17 protein-coding genes and 1 pseudogene are annotated in these 17,997 nt (G+C 64.8%); 11 read left to right on the top strand and 7 right to left on the bottom strand.

All coding sequences use genetic code 11. The annotated features are described in order from the left end of the window. Nucleotides 1–142 precede the first annotated feature (142 nt). Genes I6F28_RS33680 through I6F28_RS33665 form a run of 4 tightly spaced genes read left to right on the top strand, consistent with a single transcriptional unit; the run spans nt 143 to nt 5,854 of the window. Complete coding sequence (locus tag I6F28_RS33680; RefSeq protein WP_035996505.1) at nt 143–529, top strand: nuclear transport factor 2 family protein; 387 nt, start codon at nt 143–145, stop codon at nt 527–529. A 39-nt stretch (nt 530–568) separates the two neighbouring features. Next, nucleotides 569–2,359 (top strand): acyl-CoA dehydrogenase C-terminal domain-containing protein, encoded by a 1,791-nt coding sequence (locus I6F28_RS33675; protein WP_225143184.1) that lies wholly within the window; start codon nt 569–571, stop codon nt 2,357–2,359. Nucleotides 2,360–2,412: 53 nt separating this feature from the next. Continuing rightward, nucleotides 2,413–3,621 (top strand): acetyl-CoA C-acetyltransferase, encoded by a 1,209-nt coding sequence (locus I6F28_RS33670; RefSeq protein WP_157285676.1) that lies wholly within the window; start codon nt 2,413–2,415, stop codon nt 3,619–3,621. 19 nt (nt 3,622–3,640) lie between these two features. Beyond that, complete coding sequence (locus tag I6F28_RS33665; RefSeq protein WP_225140707.1) at nt 3,641–5,854, top strand: FAD-dependent oxidoreductase; 2,214 nt, start codon at nt 3,641–3,643, stop codon at nt 5,852–5,854. Nucleotides 5,855–5,983: 129 nt separating this feature from the next. On the opposite strand, the gene I6F28_RS33660 is transcribed toward I6F28_RS33665, so the two are convergent. The 3 genes and pseudogenes from I6F28_RS33660 to I6F28_RS37930 all read right to left on the bottom strand — a co-directional run. Next, entirely contained in the window at nt 5,984–6,328 is a 345-nt protein-coding gene (locus I6F28_RS33660) for a hypothetical protein (RefSeq protein ID WP_225143182.1), read from the bottom strand. 374 nt (nt 6,329–6,702) lie between these two features. Then, nucleotides 6,703–7,011, bottom strand: a complete 309-nt coding sequence (locus tag I6F28_RS33655) for a hypothetical protein (RefSeq protein WP_225143180.1) — start codon at nt 7,009–7,011, stop codon at nt 6,703–6,705. Between the two features lie 254 nt (nt 7,012–7,265). Further along, nucleotides 7,266–7,483, bottom strand: a pseudogene (locus tag I6F28_RS37930) (thioredoxin domain-containing protein); the annotation flags it as partial. A 136-nt stretch (nt 7,484–7,619) separates the two neighbouring features. Between I6F28_RS37930 and I6F28_RS33650 the strand changes: the two are divergent. From I6F28_RS33650 to I6F28_RS33640, 3 genes are all read left to right on the top strand, one after another. Next, on the top strand, nt 7,620–8,114 hold the full coding sequence (locus tag I6F28_RS33650; RefSeq protein ID WP_035996519.1) for a MarR family winged helix-turn-helix transcriptional regulator: 495 nt from the start codon (nt 7,620–7,622) through the stop codon (nt 8,112–8,114). A 99-nt stretch (nt 8,115–8,213) separates the two neighbouring features. Further along, the gene (locus I6F28_RS33645; RefSeq protein ID WP_036020556.1) at nt 8,214–9,584 is read left to right on the top strand and encodes a glutamate--cysteine ligase; all 1,371 of its coding nucleotides are present in this window, start codon (nt 8,214–8,216) and stop codon (nt 9,582–9,584) included. Between the two features lie 113 nt (nt 9,585–9,697). Beyond that, entirely contained in the window at nt 9,698–10,264 is a 567-nt protein-coding gene (locus tag I6F28_RS33640; protein WP_035996547.1) for a PAN domain-containing protein, read from the top strand. A 109-nt stretch (nt 10,265–10,373) separates the two neighbouring features. On the opposite strand, the gene I6F28_RS33635 is transcribed toward I6F28_RS33640, so the two are convergent. The 4 genes from I6F28_RS33635 to I6F28_RS33620 form a co-directional block, all read right to left on the bottom strand. Then, nucleotides 10,374–10,940 carry a nucleotidyltransferase family protein gene (locus I6F28_RS33635; RefSeq protein ID WP_225143178.1) on the bottom strand — a complete coding sequence of 189 codons (567 nt, stop codon included), beginning with the start codon at nt 10,938–10,940 and terminating at the stop codon, nt 10,374–10,376. 11 nt (nt 10,941–10,951) lie between these two features. Further along, nucleotides 10,952–11,731, bottom strand: coding sequence for a signal peptidase I (gene lepB, locus I6F28_RS33630; RefSeq protein ID WP_225128513.1), 780 nt, complete (start codon nt 11,729–11,731; stop codon nt 10,952–10,954). Next, complete coding sequence (gene tldD / locus I6F28_RS33625; protein WP_109145594.1) at nt 11,728–13,155, bottom strand: metalloprotease TldD; 1,428 nt, start codon at nt 13,153–13,155, stop codon at nt 11,728–11,730. Before tldD ends, lepB begins: the two co-directional genes overlap by 4 nt. A 112-nt stretch (nt 13,156–13,267) precedes the next feature. Beyond that, nucleotides 13,268–13,801 (bottom strand): invasion associated locus B family protein, encoded by a 534-nt coding sequence (locus I6F28_RS33620; protein WP_035996576.1) that lies wholly within the window; start codon nt 13,799–13,801, stop codon nt 13,268–13,270. A 458-nt stretch (nt 13,802–14,259) separates the two neighbouring features. On the opposite strand from I6F28_RS33620, the gene coxB reads away from it, so the two are divergent. The 4 genes from coxB to I6F28_RS33600 all read left to right on the top strand — a co-directional run bounded on the left by coxB (nt 14,260) and on the right by I6F28_RS33600 (nt 17,993). Continuing rightward, nucleotides 14,260–15,114, top strand: coding sequence for a cytochrome c oxidase subunit II (coxB, locus tag I6F28_RS33615; RefSeq protein WP_035996579.1), 855 nt, complete (start codon nt 14,260–14,262; stop codon nt 15,112–15,114). Nucleotides 15,115–15,197: 83 nt separating this feature from the next. Then, nucleotides 15,198–16,814 (top strand): cytochrome c oxidase subunit I, encoded by a 1,617-nt coding sequence (ctaD, locus tag I6F28_RS33610; RefSeq protein ID WP_036020563.1) that lies wholly within the window; start codon nt 15,198–15,200, stop codon nt 16,812–16,814. Nucleotides 16,815–16,875: 61 nt separating this feature from the next. Beyond that, entirely contained in the window at nt 16,876–17,820 is a 945-nt protein-coding gene (locus I6F28_RS33605; RefSeq protein ID WP_035996584.1) for a heme o synthase, read from the top strand. After that, nucleotides 17,817–17,993, top strand: a complete 177-nt coding sequence (locus tag I6F28_RS33600) for a cytochrome c oxidase system small membrane protein (RefSeq protein WP_035996586.1) — start codon at nt 17,817–17,819, stop codon at nt 17,991–17,993. Before I6F28_RS33605 ends, I6F28_RS33600 begins: the two co-directional genes overlap by 4 nt. Nucleotides 17,994–17,997: the final 4 nt, after the last annotated feature.

The raw sequence follows: 17,997 nt of genomic DNA, 5'->3' as shown, positions 1-17,997 counted from the left end.
CATATGCGTCAATGTGCATATGAGGCAGCGTGCAGGCGGGCCACAGGCCCGACTGAATAATCAAGTGAAATCAATCTCCTCGCTACTGTGCATGGGGTTGTTTTCGCACTTTTTGCCCTGGCCTTGAGGGAGGCACCCGACAATGACCGGCCTCGATTCCTGGTACGCCTACATGAAGTCTCACGACCGCGCCGCGCTCTGGGACCTCCTGCATCCCGACGCCGTGTTCGAAAGCCCCGTCGTGCATACGCCGCAACGCGGCCGCGACATCACCTTCAAATACCTCTCCAGCGCCGAGAAGGTGCTCGGCGGCCCCGGCTTCACCTATGTCGGCGAGTGGCGCAGCGACAACGGCGCGGTGCTCGAATTCAAGAATGTCATCGACGGCATCGAGATCAACGGCGTCGACATCATCAGCTTCGATAGCGAGGGGCGCATCACCCACTTCAAGGTGATGGTGCGTCCGCTCAAGGCGATCAACATGCTGCACCGCCTGATGGCGGAGCAGCTTGCCGCCGCCCAATCATAAGCCCAACATCCTCCTCAAGCCCCATGCCGGGAGACCACCATGCCGATCTATAAAGCCCCCGTCGAAGACGTGAACTTCCTGCTCAACGACGTCTTCCAGATCGATCGCTACGACAATCTCGCCGGCTTCTCCGATGCGTCCAGCGACGTGCGCGAGGCCATCCTCGGCGAAGCCGCCAAGCTCGCCGAAGAGGTGCTGCAGCCGCTCAACCGCGTCGGCGATCTCGAAGGCTGCAAGCGCGCGGATGATGGCAGCGTCGCCACGCCGAAGGGGTTCAAGGAGGCGTTCAAGCAGGTCGCCGAGGGCGGCTGGCTCGGCCTGTCGGCGCCGACCGAATATGGCGGCCAGGGCCTGCCGGTGACGCTGAGCCAGGCGGTCAATGAATTCCAGATCTCCGCCAACATGGCGTTCTCGATGTATGGCGGCCTCACCATGGGCGCGACCGCGGCGCTCTTGGTGCACGGCACGCCCGAGCAGAAGAAGACCTACGTGCCGAAGATGGTGGCCGGCGAATGGACCGGCACCATGAACCTCACCGAGCCGCATTGCGGCACCGATCTCGGCATGCTCCGCACCAAGGCAGTGCGGCAGGCGGACGGCAGCTTCAAGATCACGGGCACCAAGATCTTCATCTCGGCCGGTGAGCACGACTTGGCCTCCAACATCATCCACCTCGTGCTCGCCCGCATCGAGGGCGCGCCAGCCGGCATCAAGGGCGTGTCGCTGTTCGTGGTGCCGAAGTTCCTCGTCAACGCCGACGGTTCGGTCGGCGCGCGCAACGGCGTCGTCTGCGGCTCGATCGAGCACAAGATGGGCATCCATGGCAATTCGACCTGCGTGATGAACTACGACAACGCCACCGGCTGGCTGATCGGCGAAGAGAACAAGGGCATGCAGGGCATGTTCGTGATGATGAACGAGGCCCGGCTCGGCGTCGCCGTGCAGGGCCTCGCGCAGTCCGAGGTCGCCTATCAGAACGCGGTCGCCTATGCCCGCGAGCGCATCCAGGGCCGCGCGCTCACCGGCGCCAAGGCGCCGGACAAGCAGGCCGACCCGATCATCGTGCATCCCGACGTGCGCCGCACGCTGCTCTCGATCCGCGCGTTCAACGAGGCCGCGCGAGCCTTCGTGATGTGGACCGCGCTGAAGAGCGATGTCGCCCACCGCTCCGAAGACCCCAAGGACCGCCAGGCCGCCGACGACCACATGGGTCTGATGACGCCGGTGTTGAAGGGCTTCCTCACTGACTATGGTTTCGCCAACGCGGTGCAGGCGCAGCAGATGTATGGCGGCCACGGCTACATCGCCGAGCAGGGCATGGAGCAGTTCGTGCGCGATGCGCGCATCGCCATGATCTATGAAGGCGCCAACGGCATCCAGGCGCTCGACCTCGTCGGCCGCAAGCTGCCGCGCGACGGCGGCCGCGCCATCATGGCCTTCTTCGGCGAGGTCATGGCGTTCGCCAAGGAGAACGGCGGCGACGAGGCGCTGAAGCCCTTCATCACGCCGCTCTCAACCTCGCTCGGCCATCTGCAGCAGGCGACGACTTGGCTGATGCAGAACGCGATGGCAAAGCCCGACAATGCCGGTGCCGCCGCAACCGATTACCTGCATCTCTTCGGCTTCGTCGCGCTCGGCTACATGTGGGCGCGGATGGCCAAGGTGACGAATGCCAAGATTGCCGAGAGCGGGGCGACGCCCTATCTCTCCACAAAACTCGTCACCGGCCGCTTCTTCATGGAGCGGATGCTGCCGGAGACCGCCGCCAATCTCGCGCGCATCCAGGCCGGTTGCGCCACCATCATGGAACTGCCGGCGGAAGCGTTCTGAGCCTGCTTCCGCTGCCTGCTCCCAATCGTACAACATCACATCAGGAGGGCGTCATGCCTGAGGCATTCATCTACGACCACGTTCGTACCCCGCGCGGCCGCGGCAAGCCGGACGGCGCGCTGCACGAAGTCACCGCCCTCGCGCTCGCGACCGTGCCGCTGAAGGCGCTGAAGGACCGCAATAATTTGCCTGAGGATTCGGTCGATGACGTCGTGCTCGGCGTGGTCGATCCGGTTGGCGAAGCCGGCTCCGACATCGCGCGCTTCGCGGCGCTGAAGGCCGGCCTCGGCGAGGCCGTGCCCGGCGTGCAGATCAGCCGCTTCTGCGCCTCCGGCCTCGATGCCGTGAACTTCGCCGCAGCGCAGATCATGAGCGGCCAGCATGAGCTCGTGATCGGCGGCGGCGCCGAGTCGATGAGCCGCGTCGGCATCGGCGCCTCCGGCGGGGCCTGGCCGATGGATCCCTCGATGGCGGTGCCGGCCTATTTCATGCCGCAGGGCGTGTCGGCCGATCTGATCGCCACCAAATATGGCTTCTCGCGCGACGACGTCGACGCCTACGCCGTGCAGAGCCAGCAGCGCGCCGGCAAGGCCTGGGACGAAGGCCGCTTCAACAAATCCGTGGTGCCGGTGAAGGACATCAACGGCCTCACCATTCTCGCCAAGGACGAGCACATGCGCCCCTCGACGACGATGCAGTCGCTGGCGCAGCTGCAGCCGTCGTTCACGATGATGGCGCAGATGGGCGGCTTCGACGGCGTCGCGATCCAGTCGCACCCGGAGATCGAGCGCGTCAATTACGTGCACCATGCCGGCAATTCCTCGGGCATCGTCGACGGCGCCGGCGCCGTGCTGCTCGGCAGCAAGGAAGCTGGCAGCAAGTACGGCCTGAAGCCGCGCGCCAAGATCCGCGCATTCGCCAACATCGGCTCGGAGCCGGCGATGATGCTGACCGGTCCGGTCGACGTCACCGAGAAGCTGTTCGCGCGCTCCGGCATGAAGAAGTCGGACATCGACCTGTTCGAGCTGAACGAGGCTTTCGCCTCGGTCGTGCTGCGCTACATCCAGGCCTTCGACATCGACAATGCCAAGATCAACGTAAATGGCGGCGCGATCGCGCTCGGTCACCCGCTGGGGGCCACCGGCGCAATGATCCTCGGCACCGTGCTCGACGAGCTCGAGCGCACCAACAAGTCCACCGCCCTGGTCACGCTGTGCATTGGCGGCGGCATGGGCACCGCGACCATCATCGAGCGCGTCTAAGGGTTGAGGAGCAACCAACATGTCGTACAAGAACTTCAAGGTTGAGACCGATTCCGACGGTATTGCGCTCGTCACCTGGGACATCCCAGGCCGCTCCATGAACGTGCTCGACGAGACCTCGACCAACGAGCTCGAGGCGATCGTCAAGGCGACCACGGCGGATGCCGCGGTGAAGGGCGTCGTCATCACCTCGGCCAAGGAAGCGTTCTGCGCCGGCGCCGACCTGTCCATGCTCGAAGGCATGAACCAGGCCTATGCGAAGGTTTTCAAGGAGCAGGGCGAGACCGCGGCGAACCAGATGCTGTTCGACCAGAGCCGGCGCTTCTCGCAGGTGCTGCGCGGAATCGAAACCTCAGGCAAGCCGTGGGCGGCGGCGATCAACGGGCTCGCGCTCGGCGGCGGCTTCGAGATCACGCTGTGCTGCCATTATCGCGTCGCGGCGGAGAATCCCAAGACGCGCCTCGGCCTGCCCGAGGTCAAGGTCGGCCTATTCCCCGGCGCCGGCGGCACGCAGCGCGTGCCGCGCCTGGTGCCGCCGCAGGACGCCATGACCATCCTGCTCAAGGGCGACCCCGTCACGGTCGACAAGGCCAAGGCGCTGAACCTGATCCACGCCATCGTTCCCGCCGCCGACCTCATCAAGGCGGCGAAGGACTGGATCAAGGGCGGCGGCAAGGCCGTCGCGCCGTGGGACGAGAAGGGCTTCAAGCTGCCCGGCGGTCCGGTGTTCTCCAAGGCCGGCATGATGATGTTCCCGGCCGGCAACGCGATCTATCGCCGCGAAACCTACGACAATTACCCGGCCGCGCGGGCGATCATGAGCTGCGTCTATGAAGGCCTGCAGCTGCCGATCGATGCGGCGCTGCGCGTGGAGTCGCGCTACTTCACCTCGGTGCTGCGCTCCAAGGAAGCGGCTGCGATGATCCGCAGCCTGTTCCTGTCGATGCAGGAGCTCAACAAGGGCGCGCGTCGTCCCAAGGATGTGCCCGCCACCAAGGTGAAGAAGATCGCCGTGATCGGCGCCGGCTTCATGGGCGCGAGCGTCGGCTATGTCTCGGCCCGCGCCGGCCTCGACGTCGTCCTGATCGACCGCGACCAGGAGAGCGCCGACAAGGGCAAGGCGCATGCCCAGAAGGTGATCGAGGAGCAGATCAAGAAGGGCCGCGCCAAGCCTGCGGACGCCGAAGCGCTGCTCGCGCGCATCACGCCGACCGCGGACTACGCCGCGCTGAAGGACGTCGACCTCGTCATCGAGGCCGTGTTCGAGGACCGCAAGGTCAAGGCGGAGACTTTTGCCAAGGCGCAGCAATATCTGAAGCCTGATGTGATCTTCGCCTCCAACACTTCGACGCTGCCGATCACCTCGCTGGCCGAGAGTTTTAAGGATCAGGGGAAGTTCATCGGCATTCACTTCTTCTCGCCGGTCGAGAAGATGATGCTGGTCGAGATCATCCTCGGCAAGAACACCGGCGACGTCGCGCTCGCGACCGCGCTCGACTACGTCCGCCAGATCGGCAAGACGCCGATCGTGGTCAACGACTCCAGAGGCTTCTTCGCCAATCGCTGCGTCGGCCGCTACGTCGCCGAAGGCAACGAGATGTTCCTGGAGGGCGTGCCGCCCGCGATGATCGAGAACTGCGCCAAGATGGCCGGCATGCCGGTCGGCCCGCTCTCGCTCTCGGACGAGGTCGCGCTCGATCTCGGTCTCAAGATCATGAAGGCGACCGAAGCCGATCTCGGCCCCAACGCGATCAATCCCGAGCAGAAGAAGCTGATGGTGGAGATGGTCGAGAAGCAGGGCCGGCTCGGCCGCAAGAACAGCAAGGGCTTCTACGATTATCCCGAGAAGGGCAAGGGCCAGAAGAGCCTGTGGCCGGGCCTCTCGGCCTTGCAGCCGAAGCAGCTCGATCCCGATACGCTCGATATCGAGGAGCTGAAGCAGCGCTTCCTGGTGGTGCAGGCGGTGGAAGCGGCGCGCACGGTCGAAGATCACGTCATCACTGATCCGCGCGAAGCGGACGTCGGCTCGATCCTCGGCTTCGGCTTCGCGCCGTTCACCGGCGGCACCCTGTCCTACATCGACTTCATGGGCACGAAGAAGTTCGTCGAGCTCTGCCACAAGCTGGAGGCCAAGTACGGCTCGCGCTTCACCCCGCCGAAGCTCTTGGAAGAGATGGCCGCGAAGGGCGAGACCTTCTACGGCCGCTTCGCGCCGAAGAAGGCGGCGGCCTGACGAGAGGCTTGTAGCCCGGATGGAGCGCAAGCGAAATCCGGGAGCAGTCCTTCAACGCGAGAACCCCGGATTGCGCTTCGCTTCATCCGGGCTACGCAAATAAAGGCCGGATCATCGATCCGGCCTTTTTCATTTTCTGTCGCCGAACGGCGAGAAGGCGCGGCCCCCGACCGCATCGTCGGCGAGGCTGGCCTTCCAGCTGCCTTCGTCGCCGCGGCCGATGCGCACCTCGAAACGCCAGCCATTCTGGTTGGTGAAGGCGACGTCCGCGCCGCTCTTCGTCCTGGCGTAGCGGCAGGGATATTCGGTCGGCCGGTCCGGAAAGACGATCTTGCCTTCCTTGCTCTCGAACACAGCCGAGGTGATCTGCGGATGGATCATGAAGATGCAATTGCGCTGCGACGCGACCGGCGTCGAGAGCCCGAGCATCGCGAGCGGCGCGCCGGCGGCGGTCATGAGGACGATCATGTTCATGGAGGCAATTGTCTCCTGGAGATGCTCCTTCGACGTCGCCGCGGATCAGATGGTTCACAAAAGGAAGGGCTGGATCATCGCTTGGGCGCTCTGCCTTGAGCCTTGTCACATCGATTGATGCGCTTTCGTCTCACCCCAGCACCCAATCCCTCCACCCCGGCCACGCTCGCTTCGCCCTGGCACCGCTCTTGCTGATGATCCACCGGATGGCCCATCGGCATTGAAGGTGTCCCGCAATGATCCCCACGGTGTCTCAAGACAGCGCAGCCGGCGTTGCGGTAAGATACGCCCCCTTGTTGCTGCTGGATCGGCCGTGGCGCCGCCGCAGGCTCCTCCAGTGGCGCAGAAAAATTCCTTCGTGGTTTGGCCTGGTCTTACTCGTCCTCGTCTTTGATGTTGCGCTGGCCGTGCTTGCCTGGTTCGCCGTCGATCTCGTCCTGCACTGAAAGCTCACCTCTGTGCACGTAGAACGTCGCCGCCAAATAGGTGACCTGGCCGGCAATCAGGCAGCCGACGACGATTGGAACGCCCGTCCAGAATCCAAAGCCCGAGGTCTGAAGCACCGTCGCGGCAAGGATCGCAGTCGCCGGCGAGACCAGCAATAGAGTCCAGACTCGGAAGAATAGACCCGTCGCCAAGCCGGTGATTGCGCTCGCGAGCAGGAGGAGGATTACAGTCGTCACAATAGCTTTCCGGTCCGACGGTTAGCGTCCTGTCCCGCGCTGAAGTTGAGGCACAGGAGGATTGCTCTCACAAGGATGGCGACGTCCGCGGAGCGCAAAAGGCGGAGTTATTGTTAACCCGGACAATGCTCGTAAAATCCCCGTCAGCGCATCGCGAATCATCGGATTAGCGAATGACGCAAGCAAAGAGCCGAATCATCGGTCCGGCTCTTCGTCGACCCCGCCCGTCACGCTTCGCGAACGGCGGACCAGAGCTGACGGGCGATCATCTGGACAATCACTTGGCCTTCCGTCACGATCTGATTGCCGTCGAGGCCCAGCGCAGGGACTTGGCCCGAAGGAGGCCCCAACTTCAGATAATCCTCACCATTTCGGGCTTCTTTGCGCCGCTATCGACCTCGACCAGGCCACAGAGCGGGCTGGCCTCCAGGAGCACGAGGCGGGGACGGCGGGCACACACCGGGGAAACCATCCGGTTTCGAGGAATTTCCTTCCCCTGACGCTTGGCTCGGCCGAAAGAACGACTACATGCACCTGCTTGAAATAGTCAAGATTGATGCAGGTGCATCGAATGGAGTAAGAGACGGGCGACGAGCTTGAGCGGGACCATGAAACGCAAACCATCGACCGAGGCAACCGCCGCCTGGATCCGCCTCATGCGGGTGCAGAGCCGCGTGCTCGATTGCGTCGAGCAGGACTTGAAGAAGGCCGGCTTCCCACCGCTGGCCTGGTATGACGCGCTGCTCGAACTGTCGCGGGCGCCCTCGGGCGAGCTGCGGCCGGTCGAGCTCGAGCGGCAGATGCTGATCCCGCAATATTCGACCTCACGCCTGATCGACCGCCTGGTCGACGAGGGCCTCGCCTCGCGGCGCGAATGCAAGATCGACAAGCGCGGCCAGTTCGTCGAGATCACCGAAGCCGGCCGCGAGCTGCAGAAGCGGATGTGGGGCGCCTATTCGGCCGCGATCGAGAAATATGTCGGCTCCAAACTGTCGGACGCCGACGCCGTCAAGCTCAGCAATCTGCTCGATCGCCTGGGCTGCTCGTGCGGCGAGATGAAACTGCCGCCCGCGGCCGCGAACGAAACCATGCCGTCGCGATGATCGCGCGGCAATCCCGCTCGCCCGTGCAACCGGTGGGTTCGCGGGCCGTCCCTGTCACCCGCGCGCGTTCGGTCGAAGCGCTTTTGATTAGAGTTTGATATGGCGCGAGACCAGATCGACATGACGCCGCTGCAATCACGCGACGAGCTCGTCGCGTGGTTCGAGGCAGGCTGCAAGGACCCGTCCGAGTTCCGCATGGGCACCGAGCACGAGAAAACGCCGTTCACGCTCGACGGCCATCGTCCGGTGCCTTACGAGGGCGCGCGCGGCATCGGCGCGCTGCTCGAAGGCATGAAGCTCCTGCTCGGCTGGGAGCCGATCATGGAGCAGGGCAACATCATCGGCCTCTACGACGTCACCGGCGGCGGCGCCATCTCGCTCGAGCCCGGCGGACAGTTCGAGCTGTCCGGCGCGCCGGTCGAGAACGTGCACCAGACCCAGAGCGAGCTGATGGCGCACTTGGCGCAGGTGCGCGAGATCGCAACCCCGCTCGGCATCGGCTTCCTCGGCCTCGGCATGACGCCGTCCTGGTCGCGCGCCGATATCCCGGTGATGCCCAAGGGCCGCTACAAGATCATGACCAATTACATGCCGAAGGTCGGCCAATACGGCCTCGACATGATGTACCGGACCTGCACGGTGCAGACCAATCTCGACTTCTCCTCCGAAGCCGACATGGTCAAGAAGCTGCGCGTCTCGCTCGCGCTTCAGCCGGTCGCAACTGCACTGTTCGCTAATTCACCGTTCACCGAGGGCAGGCCGAACGGCTTCCTCTCGTTCCGGTCCGAGATCTGGCGCGACACCGACAATGCGCGCGCGGGCATGATGCCGTGGGCGTTCGAGGACGGCATGGGGTTCGAGCGCTATGTCGATTATGCGCTGGACGTGCCCATGTATTTCGTGAAGCGCGGCGAGGAATACATTGACGTCTCGGGCTCCTCGTTCCGCGCCTTCTTCGACGGCCGCAACAACAACCTTCCCGGCGAGCGTCCGACCTTGTCGGACTGGGCCAACCACCTCTCGACGATCTTCCCGGAAGTGCGGCTCAAGCGCTATCTCGAGATGCGCGGCTCGGACGGCGGCCCGTGGGGCCGCTTGCCGGCGCTGCCGGCGTTCTGGGTCGGGCTGCTCTACGACGATGCCTCGCTCGATGCCGCCTGGGAGATCGTCAAGCACTGGAGCGCGCATGAACGCCAGGCCCTGCGCGACGACGTGCCGCGCATGGGCTTCAAGGCGCGGATCAAGGACCGCTATCTGTTCGAGATCGCCAAGGAATGCCTCGTTCTTGCCCATGCCGGCCTGCGCCGGCGCGGCCGGATCGACCAGCTCGGCCGCGACGAAACCCGGCATCTCGAGCCGCTCGATCGCATCATCGATTCCGGCCGGACGCCGGCCGAGGAGATGCTGGATAAATTCAACGGACCCTGGAAGGGTTCGGTGGAACCGGCCTACGCGGAATACGCGTTCTAGACCTCTGAAGCCGGGCACCGAGGATTCAGTCGTTCATCGCCCATACAGGTTTGCGGCGATCAAATGACCGGCTGAAAAACCTGAGCGTCGTCAATAACTCGAAAGCTGTTCCGATGTGGAAGGGCCGCCTGTCCGGGGCCATCATGGCCAGCGCCGCGGCATGTGTCACGCTGCTTTCGCTTGCGTTTGCGAGCGCGCCGGCGCTTGCCCAGACGGCGTTCGACCGGCCCGGCGGCGACTATTTCAGTACGCCCGTCACCTCCGGCGATCCCGAGGATTGCGCGCTGCTGTGCGAGCGCGATCGCCGTTGCCGCTCCTGGAGCTTCAACTATCCCGATGTCGAAGGCGGCTCGGCCGTGTGCTGGCTGAAGAACACCGTGCCGGCCCGCGTGCCGGGTAGCTGCTGTATCTCCGGGGTGCGCGGCGCCGGCGTGATCGAGCCGCGCGTCGAAGGCGTCGAGACGTCGATCGACCGTCCCGGCGGCGACTTGCGCAATTTCGAGCTCAAGGACGGCGAAAGCGTCGAGGCCTGCAAGGCCGCCTGCACCGCCGACAACAAATGCCGCGCCTTCACCTATGCCCGCCCCGGCTACACCGGGCGCGAGGCGCGCTGCTTCCTGAAGAAGGAAATCAAGCCGCCGCGAAGGAAGGCCGGGTTCACGTCGGGCGTGGTGCGGTAGCATCCATACTCGTGCCCCGGACGCCATCAGCGCGTTTACGCGCGTCTTCGACGCGCTATGGCGGCGCTTCTTCAGCGCCGCACTGCAGAGACGGGACGCGTGAGGCACCTCACTCCGCCGCGATCACCGTGATCTCCGGCCACAGCGCTTTCCAGCGCTTAGCCTTCGCTTCGTAGTTCGCCGCGGAAAAATTCGGTCCTGGATTTGGCCGCGCGATCAGTGCCGCAATGTCGTCAAACCCGCGCGGTGCGTAGACCTCGTGGCCATCGCTTGCGCGCCTGACGCCGACCTGCGTGTTCTGCGTGAGGAAGCGGTCGATGCCTTCCCTCGAGCTTCTCAGCGGCGGATAGGGCAGGCCGTGCTTGGCCGGGTACCACATGTGCACGCGGGCCTGGTTGCGGACCTCGATCTTGGCGCCGAGATGCGCGAGGCGCGTATGGAGGGTGCGGATCACCGCGTCCTCGGCCTCCCACGATGTGTCGGCGTCGAAATAGAACACGTCGTAATCGGCGATGCCGTGGTCGATCGGGCGCCCCGTGACCACGTTCCACACCGTCTGCACCAGGCACCCCGACACCAGCCACGCATCCGGTAGTGCAAGCCGGTGCAGCTCGTCGACGATCGCAGCGTTGACCGGATTGCGTAAGGCGAGCGCGAGGAATTCATCCTTGCTCACCCTGCGGCCGGTCAGTGCACGGCGGTGAAGAACCGCGACAGCCTGAATCCGGACAGCCAGGTCCACACCGGCTGGCTGCGCATGCCGAGGTCCCAGGAGCCGACCACGGCGTCCGCACGGCCAATCAGATTATCGATCGGCAACAGGCCGACGCCGCCGGAGCGCAGCGGCACGCGGCTGTCGGCGGAATTGTCGCGGTTGTCGCCGAGCACGAACAGATGCCCGGTCGGGACCGTCACCTCGGGCGTGTTGTCGAGCGGACCGCTGTCGCGCATCTTGAAGATCAGATGCGAGACGCCGTTCGGCAGCGTCTCGACATAGCGATAGGCGGGCTCGCTGCCGCCGCTGTCGTTCTCGGCGGCGCCGACGCCGTCCGGCTTCAGCTCGGCCGGACGGTCGTTGATGAAGAGCTGGCCCTGCCGCATCTGGATGCGGTCGCCGGGCAGGCCCACGACGCGCTTGACCCAGGCCTGCGAACGATCGCCGGGCCAGCGGAAGACGACGACGTCGCCGAGCTTCGGCGTCTCCGCGAACACGCGGCCGCTTTCCGGCAGGCTGATCTGGATCGGCAGCGACGAGGTGCCGTAGCCATAGGGGAATTTCGAGGCGAGCAGCGCATCACCGATCAGGAGCGTCGGCTCCATCGAGCCCGACGGCACGTAGAACGGCTCGGCGAGCGCGCCCTTGGCGATGAAGACCGCGGCGACGATGCCGGCGAGCTGAGCGATCTGTCCGCCCCAGCCGCTGCTTTTGCGCTTGGGGCTGACCGTGACCTTGTCTTCAACGCTCATGCGCCGGTTCCACCCACGGTGATGCGTTCCATCAGCAGCGACGGCTGGCCGACGCCGACAGGCACGCCCTGGCCGTTCTTGCCGCAGGTGCCGATGCCGGTGTCGAGCGCGAGGTCGTTGCCGATCATGCGGATGCGATGCAGGTCGGTCGGTCCGTTGCCGATCAGCATGGCGCCTTTCAGGGGCGCCCCGATCTTGCCGTTCTCGATTTTGTAGGCCTCGGTGCACTGGAACACGTATTTGCCCGAGGTGATGTCGACCTGTCCGCCGCCGAAATTCGCGGCGAACACGCCGTTCTTAACCGAGGCGATGATCTCGGCCGGATCGCGGTCGCCGGCGAGCATGTAGGTGTTGGTCATGCGCGGCATCGGCACATGGGCATAACCCTGGCGACGGCCGTTGCCGGTCGGCTTCATGTTCATCAGCCGTGCGTTCTGGCGGTCCTGCATGTAGCCGACCAGGATGCCGTCCTCGATCAGCACGGTGCGATTGGTCGGCGTGCCCTCGTCGTCGATCGACAGCGAGCCGCGGCGCGAGGCGATGGTGCCGTCGTCGACCACGGTGACGCCCTTGGCCGCGACCTGCTGGCCCATCAGGCCCGCAAAAGCAGATGTCTTCTTGCGATTGAAGTCGCCCTCGAGGCCGTGGCCGACCGCTTCATGCAGCATCACGCCGGGCCAGCCGGCGCCGAGCACGACGTCCATCTCGCCGGCGGGCGCCGGAATCGACTCCAGATTGACCAGCGCCTCGCGCAGCGCGCCGTCGGCGGCCTCGCGCCAATTCCTGCTCTCGATGAACTCGGCATAGCCGGCGCGGCCGCCATAGCCCTTGCTGCCGCTCTCCTGGCGGTCGCCCTGGCCGGCGACGACGGAGATGTTGACGCGCACCAGCGGACGGATGTCGCGATAGCTCTCACCGTCGGGCCGCAGGATCTCGACGACCTGCCAGGTCGCGCCGAGACTGACGCTGACCTGCCGCACCCGTGGATCCTTGTCGCGCAGGTAAGCGTCGATCTCGGCGAGCAGTTTTACTTTTGTCTCGAAGCCTGGGGCATCCAGGGGATTGTCGTCGCCATAGAGGCGGACATTGGTATGCGGCGGCGGCGCCGAGAAGCTGCCGGAGTAGCCGCCGCGCACGGCGGCAACCGCATCGGCAGCGCGGATCAGCGCCGGCAGCGAGACGTCGGAGGAATGCGCGTAGCCGACCGCATCGTCCTTGACGGCGCGCAGGCCAAAACCCTGCGAGGTGTCGTAGGTCGCCTGCTTCAGCCGCCCATTGTCGAACATCAGCGCTTCGGTCTGGCTGTATTCCAGGAACAGCTCGCCGTCGTCGGCGCCGGAAAGCCCACGCGCGACCTCGCTGCGAACCTGGTCGCGGTCGAGATTGGCACGGTCGAGCAGGGAGGTCGTGGCAGGATTGGTCATGCGTCCGTCCATTAGCCGGGGATGTGGGGCAAGATAATGGTTTCGGATCGGTTCCGCGAGAGCGCGAAGCCTCACATTACGGAAACAAAAGGATTGTCAAGGTTAGCCGCTGCTACGGCAGCTTGTCATAGCCCTCACCCAGTCCGTTCAGGCTGAGCGGGAAGCCGATGCCTTCTTCCGGCGTCTCGAAGATGATGAAGGTCGCGGTCTTGGCGCTGCGGAGCTGGCCGAGCAGCTTGTCTTCCAGCACGACCTCGGCGACGCAGCCATTGGGCAGGCAGCGGACGAAGCCGGCGCGGCCGACGTCCTGGTTGTCGAGCTTGAGCCCGAGGCCGGAGGGCAAGAGGACCCCGAGCGGAGCGACCACGCGCATCAGCCGGCTCTTCTGGTCGGCGGTCTTGAGCACGATCACGGTCAGGCCGGCATTGGAGCGGTCTTCGGCCACCACGCTCTGGATCAGGGCGCATTGCTCGGTCTGGGCGCCGGGCGGGGTGTCGCAGCGGATCTGCCAGTCGCCATGGACGGAGCGCACCGCGCCCTGCGCATGGGCGAGCCCCGGCAGCGCCAGCAGGACCATCGCAGCCACGAGGCCGGCGAGCGCCGGGAGGCCGTTCGCCGGCCTTGCCATCGATCTCGAAAGCCCCATCGGGTCGGTCCCTCTGCTCGCCTGGGTTGCTCACGCTTGGCGGACTGATCTGGCGGACTGATACGGAATGACGGCGTCTTGAAGGCGATTCCCAAGCAAATTCCGCGCCGCCCACACCGCCATTGCCCGCACGAATCAGGCTGCCGCGTGGCAGTCTTCCAGTGCCTACCGCGGGCAATTCCGCTGTCAAGCCGCAGCGTCCCGGGAAACGGTATTTTTGTCTGATCTTGCTGGGAAATATCTTGCCGGTGATGGCTGGCAGGCGGGGCTCAAGACTGCATTGCGATAGATCAAGAATTATGGTTTGAGAGGCTTGATTTCGCGTTCTAGCGATCTGGCCCCAATTCCTCTTAGAGGTATTCTTGCGTGGCGGTTTGTCGGACTGGCGGATCGAATAAGCGTTTCCCGCAAGCAGGGGAATGCACGTGGGGTGATCTCGGAAGGGGAGCGCGAACGACATGAGGATGTCGATGGGTCGGGTGGGCCGGCAATTGCTGGGATTGGCCACCATCGCCTTGGTGGCGACTGGAGTCACGCTGGCGACGGGTGGTGCGGCCTTGGCCGAGCTCGGGCAGCCGGCGCCGTGGGAGTGGACGCTTCAGCAGTCCGGTTCCCCGGTGATGGACAACATCGTCTGGTTCCATAACTTCCTCTTCGTGCTGATCACTCTGATCACGCTGTTCGTCCTGGCGCTGCTCGTGATCGTGGTCGTCAAGTTCAACGCGAAGGCCAATCCGGTGCCGTCGCGGACCACCCACAACACGCTGATCGAGGTGGCTTGGACGCTCGTCCCGGTGCTGATCCTGGTCGGCATTTCGGTGCCGTCGTTCCGGCTGCTGTTCCTGGAGCTCGACATTCCGAAAGCGGACCTGACCGTGAAGGCGACCGGCAAGCAGTGGTACTGGTCCTATGCCTATCCGGATAACGGCAAGTTCGAATTCGATTCGCTGATGGCGCAGGACAAGCAGCCCCGTCTGCTCGGCGTCGACAACGAGATGGTGGTGCCGGTCAACAAGGTGATTCGCGTCCAGACCACGGGTGCGGACGTCATCCATGCGTTCGCGCTGCCGGCTTTCGGCGTCAAGATCGACGCCATTCCCGGCCGTCTGAACGAGACCTGGTTCAAGGCTACCAAGACCGGCATGTACTACGGTCAGTGCTCGGAACTGTGCGGCAAGGATCACGCCTTCATGCCGATTGCGATCCGCGTGGTGAGCGACCAGGAGTTCGCCTCCTGGGTCGAGACGGCGAAGAAGAAATTTGCGAGCGGCGGCACCAGCACCTACGCCTCCGCGGCCGGCCCGACGCAGTAAGCGCCGGGGGCGGCCTGAGGGACTGAAAGCGATAAGGGTGGGACCTCCAAAGGTCCGAATGGGACGCAAGGCAGGATTTGAAAATGGCAACGAGCGCAGCGGCACACGGCGATCACGCGCATCATGACGAGCATGCCCATCCGACCGGATGGCGGCGCTACGTCTATTCGACCAATCACAAGGACATCGGCACGATGTACCTGATCTTCGCGGTCGTCGCCGGCATCATCGGTGCGGCGATGTCGATCGCGATCCGGGCCGAGCTGATGTATCCGGGCGTGCAGGTCTTCCACGAGGCCCACACCTACAACGTGTTCGTGACCTCGCACGGCCTGATCATGATCTTCTTCATGGTCATGCCCGCGATGATCGGCGGCTTCGGCAACTGGTTCGTGCCGCTGATGATCGGCGCGCCAGACATGGCGTTCCCGCGCATGAACAACATCTCGTTCTGGCTGCTGCCGGCATCGTTCGCGCTGCTCTTGATGTCGACCTTCGTCGAGGGCGAGCCGGGCTCCAACGGCGTCGGGGCGGGTTGGACCATCTACGCGCCGCTGTCGACCTCGGGCCATCCCGGCCCGGCGGTCGACTTCGCGATCCTGTCGCTGCACCTCGCCGGTGCTTCCTCGATCCTGGGCGCGATCAACTTCATCACCACCATCTTCAACATGCGCGCGCCGGGCATGACCCTGCACAAGATGCCGCTGTTCGTGTGGTCGATCCTGGTGACGGTGTTCCTGCTGCTGTTGTCGCTGCCGGTGCTCGCCGGTGCGATCACCATGCTGCTCACCGACCGCAATTTCGGCACGACGTTCTTTTCGCCCGACGGCGGCGGCGACCCCGTGCTGTTCCAGCATCTGTTCTGGTTCTTCGGTCACCCCGAGGTCTACATCCTGATCCTGCCCGGCTTCGGCATGATCAGCCAGATCGTCTCGACCTTCTCGCGCAAGCCCGTGTTCGGCTATCTCGGCATGGCCTATGCCATGGTCGCGATCGGCGGCATCGGCTTCGTGGTGTGGGCGCACCACATGTACACGGTCGGCATGTCCTCGGCGACGCAGGCCTATTTCGTCGCCGCCACGATGGTCATCGCGGTTCCGACCGGCGTGAAGATCTTCTCCTGGATCGCCACGATGTGGGGCGGCTCGATCGAATTCCGCGCACCGATGATCTGGGCGGTGGGCTTCATCTTCCTGTTCACGGTCGGCGGCGTGACCGGCGTCGTGCTGGCGAACGCGGGTGTCGATCGCGTGCTCCAGGAGACGTACTACGTCGTCGCCCACTTCCACTACGTGCTGTCGCTCGGCGCGGTATTCGCGATCTTCGCCGGCTGGTACTACTGGTTCCCGAAGATGTCGGGCTACATGTACAATGAGGGCCTTGCCAAGCTGCACTTCTGGGTCACCTTCGTCGGCGTCAACCTGGTGTTCTTCCCGCAGCACTTCCTCGGCCTGTCCGGCATGCCGCGCCGCTACATCGACTATCCCGATGCGTTCGCGGGCTGGAACCTGGTCTCGTCGGTCGGCTCATACATCTCCGGCTTCGGCGTGCTGATCTTCCTCTACTGCGTGCTGGACGCCTTCATGAAGAGGGTGCCGGCAGGCGACAATCCCTGGGGTGCCGGCGCGACCACGCTGGAGTGGACGCTGTCCTCGCCGCCGCCCTTCCACCAGTTCGAAGTGCTGCCCCGCGTGCAGTAACCAATCCCCCGCGGCGCCCGTGACGGGCGCCGCGGCGCTGTAACGAAGCGAGTAGATCTAAGTGTCCGTCCTCGACCACAACGCCATCGACATCAATCCCCACATCTCCGAAGCGGAGGTTGGCGATTATCTCGCATTGCTCAAGCCGCGGGTGATGTCGTTGGTGATCTTCACTGCGCTGGTCGGGATGGCGATGGCCCCGGGGCATTTCCACCCGGTGCTGGCGATCACCTCGCTGCTCTGCATTGCCGTCGGCGCCGGTGCCTCCGGGGCGCTCAACATGGCGCTCGAAGGCGACATCGACGCCAAGATGTCGCGCACGGCGAACCGGCCGATCCCGCGCGGCCGCATCACCCGCCCCGAGGCGATGGCGTTCGGCATGACGCTCGCCTTCTTCTCGGTGATGACGCTCGGCATCCTCGTCAACTGGATCGCGGGTGCGCTGCTCGCCTTCACCATCTTCTTCTACGTCGTGATCTACACGATGTGGCTGAAGCGCTGGACCGCGCAGAACATCGTGATCGGCGGCGCCGCCGGTGCGCTGCCTCCGGTGGTGGCCTGGGCCTCGGTGACGGGCACGGTCGATGTCGAGCCGCTGCTGCTGTTCGCCATCATCTTCTTCTGGACCCCGCCGCATTTCTGGGCGCTGGCGCTGTTCCGCTCCGACGACTACGCGCGCGCCGGCATTCCGATGCTGCCGAACGTCGCCGGTCCCGACGCCACGCGTCTGCAGATCCTGCTCTACACCATCGTGCTGATCGCGGTCGCCGCCGCGCCCTGGGCGCTCGGCTATTTCGATGCCGTCTACGGCGTGGTCTCGCTGATTCTCGGTGCCGGCATGCTGGTGCTCGCCATCAACGTCTATCTGCGCCGCGAGCGCAGCCAGTCGCTGCGCGCGACCCGCAAGCTGTTTGCCTTCTCGATCCTGTACCTGTTCGCGCTGTTTGCGACCCTGCTGGCCGAGGTCGTGTACCGGGCGCTTGCTCCGATGGTTGGGGGCGCATGATCACCGCGATGGCCGACAAACCCGAGCCGGAAGGAATCGTCCTCACCGAGGCGCAGCGGAAGAGCCGTCGTCAGCGCTCCATCGCGATCGCTTTGGCGCTCGGCGTGCTCGTGGTGCTGTTCTTCGCCGTCACCATGGTCAAGGGGCCGGCCGTGCTCGTGCGGCCGATGTAGGAAA

Origin of the sequence: Bradyrhizobium sp. NBAIM14, assembly GCF_020193895.1 — a bacterium.
Lineage (GTDB): Bacteria > Pseudomonadota > Alphaproteobacteria > Rhizobiales > Xanthobacteraceae > Bradyrhizobium > Bradyrhizobium yuanmingense.
The sequence above is the reverse complement of the archived record's forward strand: the minus strand, read 5'-3'. Positions and strand labels throughout refer to the sequence as shown.